Raw genomic sequence first — 12455 nt, forward strand, 5'->3', positions numbered from 1 at the left:
AGAGTCAGCTTAGTAAAATATTTAACTTTCTGGAACTATCAGACTTGCAGACCACCCCAAAAAGCTATACTTAACGACAGGTCATTTTGGACTGGTGTTTTGAGGACTTTTTACGCCGGTGATGACACCTGCTGCCCATTATCACTTGAATAGGAGTATTTTGATGACTGTTAATACAGCTGAATATCTCTAACAGGCGAGGTTTGAGTATTTCATTTGCATAGTATGAGTGAACTTCTTCAAGGCTGTTTAATGCAAAGTAATGGGACATTCTGGACTGGCCAAAGCCATTTACTATAGGTAACTCGTACCAGCTCCAGTGACTCTGCTTCCTGCCACGTCGCATTTCCTCAAGAGCCTGATGGTGTGGAGTACCGTGTCTGTAGCCTCTATTCTGGGCGTCAATAAACCGCTGAAGCCGGAAAGTGTCGTTTGATAAGCGCTTCGGTTTAGCAGTGGCCTGTGTGACTGTTGGTTTCAGCTGTGCAGGCTTAGGCGCTGATGATGCAGTCTTAACCCTGACAAATGGAGTAGTGGGGTTAGAAGACGGGTTTACAGAAGGTGTCACAGACACTTGATTGTCAAACAGTTGCTGAATTCTCTGTTGAATACCTGGTTGAATATTGGTCGACAAAGGCTTTACGCCTTTTACAATAGCGGCCTGAGATATAAAGGGCTTACGCTCAATATGAGAAGTGGCTGATGCCTGTTGAGCCTTGTACGGTTGCCTGGCTGCAACCTGCATTACCAGTCGCTGGTTAAAGGATGGGTTCGATAAACCATGTTTTGGTATTTGACGAAAGGCACCTAACACTTTTGGTGTCAGGCTATTCAAATTACTCAACATAGGCTTTCCCTCCGTCCAGGTTTTTAATTATACGTTGGTCCTGATTTTTGATCGCCTTTCATCATAAATAAAAAACGTGTCACGACTCTGAAAAGGAATTTTGCCTTGGAAGGTTTCGGACAATGCTGACTTTGTGGATATATCAATAGAATATCTACTTTTTTGGGCTGGTTTTTGTGGTATATACAGCCCAGAATCCATTCTCGACACCATCGGCAAATTGAAGATTAAAACAATCTTACGGTGTACTCCGGGGTTAGGGCATAACAAAACAGTCAGGATTGCTGACTATTGTGGTTTTCTAATTCTTTTTTAATTTAACATATTGTTTATATTGCCTATTTTAGGCGTCTAGAAGAAAACGATCATACCCAGTAAACCCAAAATTCTCCCCTAGTAGCAAGACCGGTAATTTCACGTAAATGATGAGTTGTTACATGGACTTTCGATGGGGAAAAAAGTGCTGTAGGCTTTTACCCTTAGGGGTTGTTGACGCTTTCTTGAGAGCTCAGTGGGACACACAGTCTGGTTTAGAAACACGCCAACATACCTTGGAGATGGAACCTTCTTAAACAGGTGCTTAAAGTTTTTGGAAACGTTAACTACTCACAAAGCGGCTGAGCCGCCGTTTAAGGTGACGATTTTCTTCTCGAAGCCGATCCAGTTTTTCCAGTAGCTCAATAGCCAGGGCTATACCCGGCCAGTCCACATCAAGGTCATCGTGCAGGCGTACAGCTTTTCTGGTCAGCAGAACCATAGCTGGGCTGAATCGCCATTCACCGGGCGAAGTACCGATGGGGTCTACAATCCCCTGCTCGATAATTTCGACGATCGTTTCTTCTGCTACACCGGTTTGCAGACAGATTTCAGTGAAACTCAGGTAGGTGGTCTGTATATCGTTCATGAGGCTTCACTCCATTCGGCTCGCGGATCGAAGGGGGCCTGTTCTGCCAGTTGCTGCCAATGCTCCTTAATGTTGTCGTTGCTTTTGGGTATAACAATTTTCAGTACCGCATAAAGATCTCCCTGCATCTGTTTACCAGGCAGACCTTTGCCTTTTACCCGCAAGCGCTGGCCACTCTGACTGTTGGCTGGAATGGTTAGATTAATCTTGCCAGACAGCGTCGGCAGCGTCACTTTAGCGCCAAGGGCGGCCTCCCAGGGGGCGATGGGAAGGGTAATTATCAGGTTATGACCTTCTACATCAAACAATGGATGAGGCACCAGCCGAATTCGCAGGTACAAATCGCCACTGCCCCCATCGCCGATGCCGGGCGAACCCTGTCCTTTCAGGCGAATCAACTCACCATCGGTTACGCCGGGAGGGATTTTTACTTTGAGGGTTTTACTCATCTCGGTAACGTGCCCATGCTCATCGTAGTGGGGCAGGCTATAGGAGATGGTTTTGGACTCTTCTGAGAGGGTGTCTTCAAGAAAAACAGGCATCTCGGTTTCAATGTCCTGCCCTCGCTGGCTATATGTCCTGTGTCGTCCAAAATCGCTGGCGCGAGAGCCTGAGCCACTGCCAAAAATAGACGAAAAAAAGTCTGAAAAATCGCCCTGAAAATGATTTCCTCCATCGCTCCAGGAACCGGAGGGTTCCCAGCCAGGCGGTGGGCGAAAGCCCTGTTGAGATCCTCCGTACTGACGAATTTCATCGTACTCTGCACGTTTGGCGTCGTCTTTCAATACTTCATAAGCTTCAGCAACCTCCTTGAACTGGTTTTCAGCATCATGATGGTCACTGACATCCGGGTGATACTTCCTGGCCAGCTTTCGGTAGGCGTTCTTTATTGTTTTCTTATCAGCATCAGGATCAACACCCAGAATCTTGTAGTAGTCTTTGAATTCCATAATGCATCCAGTATTGCTACAAGGGAGTTTCAATAAACAGAATTGGAACGTCTGTGAGCCAACTATAGACCAAAGCAGGAATAGCCAAGAGGTAATAATCAGTAACCGGTAGCATGTAGAATGTTCATGTGACTATGTCAAAGCATGGATTAAAATCTCCTGAACCTATTTTGAATAATTCTATAGGTTGAGTGCTTTTAAGCTGACAGGTCTTTGTCAGGCAATAAATCAGCAAGATTTAATTTAGAAATAAACTTAATCTTGAACGGTAAAGGGTTAGTGTTTAACTCGTGATCAATATTGGAAAACTTAAAAAGGTAAGTATCGGTGAGCTTTCCTCCAACCGGGATAAAATGTAGTTCAGAAACGGCTATCTTCAGGAACGCTGTTAACGAAAAAGACGAAGGTTATTGCTTACCCTCAGGAGTGGCCAGTGAGCCTTCCTCACCGATTAAAGACACATTAAAAAATAAAAGCAATATGACCAGTTTTCATGGAAGAGGGGTCATCAACTGTACCAGGATTGAGGGAGGGAGAAGCTGTACTTCTCAGCGGTATTTAGCCCGGCATATGGAGTTAGTAAAAGATGTTTTTCCACAAAAGTGCTATGAGGAATCATCCTTGTACCTGGGGCATCTTGTCTCCAGAAAAGGGAAAGTTAGAATGCAGGGTAGTGAATTTCCCCTGAAAACATTGAGGGAGCACAACATAAAAATATACTGTGGACAGGGAAATAATTCAGGTGCTTTAGGGGGCGGTAAATTTGGTACGGTTATTCCCTTCAAACTGCATGGTATCTCTAGTGGGTCTGTCAGTTTTGTCTTTAAAACGGAAAACAAGACTGATAGTGAAACATTCATCAGCTTATTCAATAATCCCCCGGAAAATCTAAAGCAATTATACCCCCTTAAAGGTGGTTTCCTTCAGGCGCCATTAAGAGCAAAACTGGCCTTTGATCTCGCGAAATTACTGAAGCTGTCAGGCCGGCTTCCCTGTATGGGAATTGGACTGAATAATCATCAGGAGTACGGTACTTTGATGGTTGAAGTAAAGGGGGTTAGCGCTGATCGTCACCTTAGAAATCTCCAAGGTCAGGGGCATTTAGGGGAAAAGTTTGATATTGAGAAAGCCAGTTTGAAAACTCTCTTAATACAGGGGGTGATTGATACATCGGTGTATTCTGAGATCATATTGCTGAATTTTCTATGGGGCAGACATGATCGGGCAAAATTGCCCAACGTTATGGTTGTGCCATTAGAAGCGAATATCAGAAAAGTCGATATCAAACTTATTGATATGGATCTTTGCTTTCCAACAGGTAATGACTCATTGAATAGTTTGTATTGTGAATGTCATATCTACAGAGACTGGGTAGAGGATTTAATGGTAAAAGCGGTTTCAGGATCAGACAGTAGTCCTGAGTGGAGTTCTGGTGAAGGCTTATCTTTACCTCTGGAGACAACAACAGCCGCTGCCAAAAAACAGGAAGAAGCCAGAGATCGGTTTTTTAAGTTATTAAAGAACTTTAGTGAAAAGATAGGGGCGCTTATAGGAGAATCCGAGCAACAGGCTTTTATTAAAAGAGCAAAAATAATTCAAGAGTTGATGACGCCAATGCCTACGTCTGTCGTAGATCCGGCCATACATTCACAATAGAAAGTTTCTACTGTATTTACTGATTGATATAGAGCAAGTTGCAATATATGTAACTAACCATATGAAATCATATTTTCTGAGTAAGTGGTTAGTCACTCTCGGCAATCTGCTCCTGCGTTGCCCTACCACCTGCATCCATGCAGGCGTGCTGTGTTACCGCTACGATCACATAGCTACGGCTATGCTCGCGCCGTTGTGCCTTGCATAGTAACTATCCACTCACCCAGAATTATTCGATTCCATATGGCCAGCTACTTAGTTGGAAAAATTATCCTGTGGAAAGGGTAAAGATACAGGATCAGGCCTTGCTATCTTCTAATGACTGTAAGCCAGCAGGCCAGGCCATAGTAATTGGTTACCCGTTGATCAGCTTCTTCAATTCACTGCTTTTTTTCATCAGCCTGAACGATTGAAAGGCACAAAAAATTGCGACGGGAATAGCAACAGACAGTGCTGAGTCAACGATCAGTGAATTGCCCAACCAGGGGTGAAGCGTTTCCGGGGACTGCCCGAACTTGGCAAACATACCCAGTCCGATAACAATCATGGCTGGTGCATCTGCCAGTTGCATCCATAGCATTTTTTTCTCAACCGCTTTTAGTTGTTCTTCGGTATTTGTGTTCTCAAAATCCATTATAAAAATCCTGATTGGGAATATCTCAGGGGATAAATCACCCGTTTAGCAGGAAGAGTACAGAGTTTATATTGACGGATGCAAGGCATGCCCGGCAGATGGACAGGACAACGTGGCTGATCCTGCCAGAAATGATGTTATCCAGACTTTTTCAGTGCTTTCATAAAGTCGGAGAAATGGGGCGCAAGGGTTGAAAACAGTGGTGAGTTTCGGTGTTCCAGAAGAACGCCACCAAACAGCTTGATGCCCAGACCTAACTGTGCAGCGGTCTCTGGCTCGATATCCGGTCGTTGTTTCAGCTTTTCCAGTATGCCAAATATTTCATCGTGGCTGATGAAATCAAACTCAACGGGTTGATCGTCTGGCGTTGAACCATCAGGGGTCTGGGTGTGCTCAAGACGGATTTTGTAGTGGTGACCTTTCTTCATGGTAAGCCTCAACAGTTCAAGTCTGATAAGAGTAGCTGCTGTAGATAGCGATAACCCCGGATTCTTACCACCATCATGAAGTAATCCCCCAATGACACCATTCGAGATGATTGCTATTTTTCAGTGAAAAAGATCAGACCTGCAGTGACCTAAAATAATTCATGTTTGCGTTGTTGCGCTTCCTTAATAGCCAGCTCTATAGGATAGTTGCTGGTATCGCAGGGAATGTTGAACCGTTCTTTCAGAATCTGACAGGTCTGCTCTGCAATGGCGTAATGAGCCTCGGCACTCGGATGCACACTGTCGCTGTAAAATGCGGTTTTACCGGGAATTACCTGAGAGAAATGGTCGCGGATGGGTTGCCAGCTGTCATCAAATGCCGCATTACTTAGCAGTTCCTGAGCCACAATGTTGTGCTGCTGTTCAGCCTCTTTACGCTTTTCTACAATGCGGGCCTGGCGTTCTTTTTCAACCTCTTCAGCATCATCCATACCGGGTATCGGAATATTCAGAATAGGGTGCTCGAAATCCCATTGGGGATCTTTTCGCAGTGTTCCAAACACTTCTTCGCCATCAATCTTCATCACACGATAGCCAGAGTGCTGTGGAAATGTCTCCCTTAGCAGGTTAATTCTCATACTCAGGCTGGCACTATATACCCGCCACTTTTCATGCAACTCCTGTCGTTCCGGGGAGTTAAGAAACCTGGGGGCGGCCGTGATGTCGGGCAGTATAAAGACGATAACTCGCTGGGCCCCCGCCTGCAGCACATTGTAAATATCCTGCGCCTGTTCCTGGGCAATATCATCAGGGTCATGCCAGTTATTCAGGAAATCATTACCGCCATTAAAAAAGACCACCAGGGTGTCCGGTGCGATCAGCGGATCTGGCGTGTGTTTATCAACCTTGCCCCTGCGCTGACTCAGATAAGACTGAACAATCAGACCTTCGCAGGGGGGGATGAGGCTGCCCTGAAATAGGGTGACAGCCGCATCCATGATCCCCTCCACAGAACTCAGGAAGGCACCAGGTCTGCCCAGCTTACCTTCAGCACAGAGTATCCAGCTTCCAGCCATTGCCCGGTTATCAAGATTCACTTTGTGCTGTTTCGAATAGGACATCATTCTGACCAGCACCTCGGGCCACATCAAATCCATATCTCTGCCGGTGGTCCATTTACCTTTTTCGTAGTGCTGGCTGTCGGGTAAGAGAGGTATCTGTTCTGCGAACCGGCTGGTGGTTGACAATAACGTATCCTCAGCCACTGCGGGCATCATAGAGACCAGGTCTGCGTTGATAATTTCGCCCAGGGCCTCAGTCTTATTGGCCAGAAGCCTGCTGATACTTTTGATGGAGGGCATCAGACGTGCAACCGTGGAATGCTCAATCTTACGGAGAAAGCGGGCGGTACGTTTCACGGCAACCAGCAGATGACTGTCGACCCTCTCTTCCATGAATTTGAGGCTGACCAGGATATTCGTCAGCAGTGCTTCCAGCTGATTCACAGCACGCTCTTCCAGCCCTGTCATTAATCGTCGAATAAAGCTTTGTTCGCGTTTTTCTGCCTGGAGTTCTACACGATACAGTTCAAAGGTTTGTTCAATATTCCGGATACTGCTGGCGCGGGAGAAAAACTGGCTCAGATCAATAGGTGGTTCGTCGAGCAGCAGGTTGAAGTCGCCCCTCAGGGTTTTCAGTAGATTGAACGTAGAGAGTGCAGAACTCGGCGAATGAAAATCATCACCGTGACTGTCTGAGAGGCTGTCCCCAAACACAAGTAAGGTATTGGGCATCCATGGTTCAGCTTTCATGAGTATCGGGTCACTGATGTCCTGCTCATGAGCTGCACTGGTTTGCAGAAAAAATAAAACGAAAAAACAGGTGGTCAGAATACACAAGCTGTTTTTCATGGATGAACCCTGATGGCATTGCTTACATATGTTCTAGCCAAGACTGGCCATGGGGTTAGATGAATTGGAGATCAGAGTCCGTTTTTCTTTTCTATCATTACTTGATGACTATTTTTTAGTTGTGCTTTTTATGCTTGAGAGCGTATGGCTACAAGTCATTGGTTATCTGCCTTATTTCACCCCGGAAGCAAATCCTGCCTATAGGGTGGTATAGGAGAAGAGTTCCTGTTTTGGCTTTTGCTTTGATCAGAAGGTTTTAATCATAAACTATCTGGCGATGTATTGGGTTCAAAGGAGCAGAGAGGATCCAGTGGAAAAATGGGACGTTTTAGCTGGCTAAAGTTCAGTAACTGATAGTCAGAGGTGGTAACGCCATCACCATCCAGTAACAGGGTGTGTCTGGCTATGTCCGCAAATCCTGCCCGGTAATGAATACGGGATTTAAGCAGCAAGTAGCGTTTCTGTTCAGGAGCGATCCCGACACTGTGGAAAACTCCCGGATCCCAGGGCTCGATATGGCGGGATATGACAATGATTTGCATTTTTCCGGTATCCAATACGGCAGTAGGCCCCATGCAGACCTCCAGACCCTGGTACATGGGGCCATCGATCCGGAAGCAGCCATCCGTTAAATTGATGACCTTGCCCTGAACTTCCAATGGCTGACCGGACTGCTGGATAGCAGGCATATCGGTATTACCTCCCAGGTGTAAGGTCACATCTGCCCCCATGCCGGCTGTTTGCATTATGGCTACGGCTTCAGGGTCCCAGACAGCGGCAACGGCGACATCTTTCAGTCCAGCTTCCATTACTTCACGGATCACTGTCATCACATCCTGTGTGCCACCTGAGCCACAATTATCACAGTGATCCAGCAGAATAACCGGACCTTCTGTCAGCTCCTTTGCTTTCTGAATCTGCTGATTTAATGGGGTTTGCTGATAAATCTGCAGGTGACGTTTGGCCCAACAGGCTTCGGCGATGTCTGTCGCGATGCGGTTGGCGAGCCTGTCGTCATTATCTGTAACGACGACAACGGAGGTGCCTGTGTATGGACTGTCTGCCAGTGGAAATCCACCAAAGATAGATACACTCAGGACACCGGTTTTGCGCTCTGCCGCCCTGCAGAGGCTTATGAATGATTTGAAGGGTTCATCGTCAGTACCCTGCTTCAGGGTATGGGAGATCAAAGGCAGCTTACGCCATGCCATCACCGGGTTGCACTGGCCCTGCATGGTGTCATATAAAATACTGCCAGCCTTGTGAGCGGTTTCATATAAGTCAGTGTGCGGATACGTTTTATAGCCGGTCAGTACTGTGCAGTTTTCAACGGTCGATGTGGTGATGTTTGCATGAAAATCATGGGCCACAGCGATAGGGATATCCGGTGCAATAGCTCGGATCCGTTTCAACAGGGTGCCTTCACCATCCAGAGTATTTTCAGTAATCATGGCTCCATGCAGAGCCAGTAAAATTCTATCCACCCCTTTCTGAACTTCTTCAAGAATAAGGTTCGAGAGATAGTCATACGTCTCTGCGTCAGCGGGTGCAGAAGGCATGGCTTCTGCAGCGACAGGGCAGACAATCTCGTCACCCCATTGTTCAGTCAGATCCAGAAACGCCCCCATGGCAGACCGGGTATCCCGATAGAAAGACAAAGCATCAGTACCAGTCAATCCACTCCATTCCTTAAATCGTTGCAGGTTAGTTGGGATGGGGGAAAATGTGTTGGTTTCATGCATAAGCATTGCTATCAGAGAACGCATACTGTGAACCTTCTTGTTGTTTGAATTGATTACCAGGGGAGCGGGGTTGTTAACACCGTAGAGGTAAAGATAGTCAATCTGGGGGCTGAAGTGGGACAAGTGCTGGGCAGGGAGCTTTACATGATGCTGGGATCCAGAAGGCGTGATTACTATGAGTCTGAATGGATGCACATTGGAGGTTGAGCTCAGCGAAGAGATATTTCCCCTCTCTGGAACCACGCAGAACGATGCTTTGGTTTGGAGCTCATGTGAGAGTAAAGTGACCCTCCTTTGCTTTTTAAGGTACTTGGCTGGGTGCTGGATAAACCATAACCGCTGACCTGCATACTATGGGGCTTATTTGACCTGCGATAACGACTGACTGATGAAATTAGACGCCTGGAGAGTGAACTATTTAGTTGCACAATTGTCCAAAATTGGCTGATCACTAATGCTGGCAGAGGCCATCTGGCAATAAAACATCCGAAAAATCCCGTTTAAAAACAGATGGATCAGAATGACAAGGCTATCAGCTGGTAAGTAATGATAATAAAATGGAGTTAGATAAATGGAAGTATACGCTCAACTGAGAGCCACAATCCTTGCCAATTTAGAGATATCGAGATCAACCTGCATTGAATCGGGAGCGCCGGAGAAAGCGGTGCGGGTTAAACCCGAGGTTAGAAGCCAGCTGTTGAAAGACGTTAACTGGCCCGATCTGCAAAATATACGCAGTCGAAAAATATCGGCTGTGAAGTGTGGTTCACACCATGAAAAAGAAAGCCCTGGTAATTTAACAGACCACAAAAAAGCCTATCAACCGTTTCTCTGGAATGAAGAACCTCTCCATATTGATATCGATACAGGCTCTGTACAGAAAAGCCTACCCACAGAGCACAGCAAAAAAATCTACTGCATTACTACAGGTAAAAAGCTACCGACTGGTTCTTATTACGGGCTCAAGCTGCCATCATTTCACGATACGGCAAAAGGGGCTGAGTTTGTTATTAAAAATCAATCAAATGGCTCTATAGAAATCTGCTCACAAACGCGACGACCTGGAATTCCGGAGTGCTGCCAATGGCTTGGGAAAGGGGAGGCCATTATGTTGCGCAGAGCAGAAAAACAGTGGGAGTTTGTTGGCAAAGCGGAGGGGCATCGGTCTAACCAGGTGGCCACCAATCCTCTGCTTCGCGAGTCAGGCCCGGTTGTGCATTGTAAGCAGGGGATCATCAATTACGAGAATGATGGTGAATACTTCCTGACTCGCCCGGTGATTGAGCACACGCTGCGTAAAAAGCTGGCAAAGCTGGAGGGTAACTTCCAGTATCACTATTGCGCCTCTCCCGAAGCGTTAGAAGCCTCCCTGAACGCTGCAGAAAACGCACCGTGTTATTTTGTCTATGACAATACAGAAAATAACCATGTTACAGCCGGTTGTGTTCGGGTATCCGGTGATGATGTGCACTGCTACCTTCACGAAACACTGGGTGAAGAAAGCTGTCATACGAAACCTCTGGTTAAACTCATCCGTGACAAAATTGCGACCGCCTTTCCAGGGAAGAGAGTCAGCATATTGTTACCAAAGGAGAGGATCCAAAGGGATTATGCCAGCTGTGGCGTTATGGCGATCAAGGCTATTACTTACTTTGCCAGGCATCCAGAGTGGTTGAACACGCTTTTCGAACAATCAAAGTCAGTCGATGGTAACAATGGCTTCGACACCATCAATGTGCATGAATTGCCAGCGAAAATCGTTAAGCTTTGTCAGGAGCGCGAGCTGATCTCCGGACATCCGGAACAAAGCGAGATGGTCAACAGACAGCAGACACTGAGAGAATACCTGGGATTTTATGAAGCGATAGCGGTTAAAGAAGGAAGTGCTCTGGAAAAAAGGGTTAATGCTGCCGCTCATATCAAGCGCTATAAATATCTCATTGGGTATATTAAAGATCACGCCAACAGCAGAGTTGCAGAGACCGACGTTAGTACGGAACCTGGAAACTGCAGAAAAAGGCGTATTTCCGAGCCCTCAGAGCCATTGAAAAAAAAGCAGGTTTTAGATAAGTCTGAAATAGATGGGGCCAACCCCCTTTTGTTGGAAGAAGAACATTTATCGGTGCTTCAAGAGCACGATTACAGTGTTATTCGTCCACGTATTCAGAGTCAAAGCTCCCGTGATAGTTCGGGTTATGGCTCTTCATAAGGAAAATGATAAGACCAAGGCTTTGATGATGTATTGATGCAAGATGAGAAGCCTGGAGATGATTTTCTGTTTTTCGTTGCACAGGCGAAGAGAAAAGATTTTCGTTGTCTTGGTAAGACTTTATTTTGACAGGATACATGACTAAAGAACTGCATCCGATTACTCATATAAATTCAATCAATCATCAAGGAGAAGCAGAAAATGATAAACGCCCCATCGAGTGTTGGAAGCCAGCAAAATTTACAGCAGTTTAAGGATGCTATCGCCAGCGGCAATTTTCTCAAATACAGGCTTGTTTACAAGTTAAAACCCAAAAGTGTAAGGCCTTTGCAGGAAAATTGCGAAATTTCCATCAATAAAATCCTTCTAAAGAGAAAGGGACATTCCGTCAAGGCAGCCCGAGCCATAAATCAGCTTCCAGCAGCTTTTCCAAAAAAACTTAAAGTGAGTTTAATTAACAGAGGGTTTTATCAGGCAGAAGTCCAGAACTTACTGAATAACCGGCTCAAAAAAGTGATGGAATCGAAAGGTCATATGGAAGAAATGACCATGCTGTTCAACCTGGGAGCAATGGTTACCCCTGAGACTCAGGTTCTATTGGATCAACGTCTGTATATTGCGATTAAGGCAAACAGGCTTGATGAGTTTCACCCACTGGTGGCTGCTGGGGCTGTAATTACCCAGGAGACCCAGGCCTTGATGGATATTCGCCTGGCTGAGTGCGCAAAGAACCGGCAGAGGCTTGGCTGCAAGATGCTACTGAGTATAGGTGCAAACTCTACGCCGGAAGTGAAGGCTTTTCTGAATGAACGGTTCTCTTGTTAGCCCCGTCATTTTTATACCTATATGGTTCTATTGTAGCAGCTTTGTTCAGGTTATCAGTGAAAAAGCGTCGTTAGAAAGTACAATAGAATTAACAGGGTAACGTCAAAGTTTGTTGGTCGAAAGTGTCAGATCAGATCTTGGTTACTACACCTGATACTTTATATGGCCTGGCTTTTTATATGTAGAAGTTCAGACCTGTCCCCGATTTTTCTCTACGATTTCGGGGAATGTAATTTAAATTGTGTAAACGCTTGTCGTTAATACTCCAAAATGGAGAATAACAATGAGCGTTGAAATCAACGAAAAACTGGTAGATCAAATAGCCAGTCAGATTAAAACTCAGGATGATC

General features: G+C 45.8%; 10 protein-coding genes. 3 read left to right on the forward strand and 7 right to left on the reverse strand.

Features of this window, described 5'->3' with window-relative positions:
- Positions 1-70: 70 nt before the first annotated feature.
- The 3 genes from AK963_RS19145 to cbpA form a co-directional block, all read right to left on the reverse strand.
- Positions 71-847, reverse strand: coding sequence for a DUF1810 family protein (locus AK963_RS19145; RefSeq protein WP_083232774.1), 777 nt, complete (start codon positions 845-847; stop codon positions 71-73).
- Positions 848-1445: 598 nt separating this feature from the next.
- Positions 1446-1751 carry a chaperone modulator CbpM gene (locus tag AK963_RS19150; protein ID WP_066017042.1) on the reverse strand — a complete coding sequence of 102 codons (306 nt, stop codon included), beginning with the start codon at positions 1749-1751 and terminating at the stop codon, positions 1446-1448.
- Positions 1748-2701, reverse strand: a complete 954-nt coding sequence (cbpA, locus tag AK963_RS19155) for a curved DNA-binding protein (protein ID WP_066017043.1) — start codon at positions 2699-2701, stop codon at positions 1748-1750. Before cbpA ends, AK963_RS19150 begins: the two co-directional genes overlap by 4 nt.
- 327 nt (positions 2702-3028) lie before the next feature.
- On the opposite strand from cbpA, the gene AK963_RS19160 reads away from it, so the two are divergent.
- Positions 3029-4357, forward strand: a complete 1329-nt coding sequence (locus tag AK963_RS19160; RefSeq protein ID WP_139117521.1) for a hypothetical protein — start codon at positions 3029-3031, stop codon at positions 4355-4357.
- A 355-nt stretch (positions 4358-4712) separates the two neighbouring features.
- Here AK963_RS19160 and AK963_RS19165 read toward each other — a convergent pair whose 3' ends face one another.
- The 4 genes from AK963_RS19165 to AK963_RS19180 form a co-directional block, all read right to left on the reverse strand.
- On the reverse strand, positions 4713-4991 hold the full coding sequence (locus AK963_RS19165; RefSeq protein WP_066017045.1) for a hypothetical protein: 279 nt from the start codon (positions 4989-4991) through the stop codon (positions 4713-4715).
- Positions 4992-5128: 137 nt separating this feature from the next.
- Positions 5129-5419, reverse strand: a complete 291-nt coding sequence (locus tag AK963_RS19170; RefSeq protein WP_066017046.1) for a DUF3861 domain-containing protein — start codon at positions 5417-5419, stop codon at positions 5129-5131.
- Between the two features lie 149 nt (positions 5420-5568).
- Positions 5569-7329, reverse strand: coding sequence for an SGNH/GDSL hydrolase family protein (locus AK963_RS19175; protein ID WP_066017047.1), 1761 nt, complete (start codon positions 7327-7329; stop codon positions 5569-5571).
- 260 nt (positions 7330-7589) lie between these two features.
- Positions 7590-9095, reverse strand: a complete 1506-nt coding sequence (locus AK963_RS19180; protein WP_066017050.1) for a M81 family metallopeptidase — start codon at positions 9093-9095, stop codon at positions 7590-7592.
- A gap of 547 nt (positions 9096-9642) precedes the next feature.
- Here AK963_RS19180 and AK963_RS19185 point away from each other — a divergent pair.
- Together AK963_RS19185 and AK963_RS32240 are read left to right on the forward strand one after the other, a co-directional pair.
- The gene (locus AK963_RS19185; RefSeq protein WP_066017048.1) at positions 9643-11280 is read left to right on the forward strand and encodes a hypothetical protein; all 1638 of its coding nucleotides are present in this window, start codon (positions 9643-9645) and stop codon (positions 11278-11280) included.
- Positions 11281-11724: 444 nt separating this feature from the next.
- Positions 11725-12105 carry a hypothetical protein gene (locus AK963_RS32240; RefSeq protein WP_139117522.1) on the forward strand — a complete coding sequence of 127 codons (381 nt, stop codon included), beginning with the start codon at positions 11725-11727 and terminating at the stop codon, positions 12103-12105.
- Positions 12106-12455 lie beyond the last annotated feature (350 nt).

The sequence above is a fragment of the Endozoicomonas atrinae genome (genome assembly GCF_001647025.1).
GTDB classification, from domain to species: Bacteria; Pseudomonadota; Gammaproteobacteria; order Pseudomonadales; family Endozoicomonadaceae; genus Endozoicomonas; species Endozoicomonas atrinae.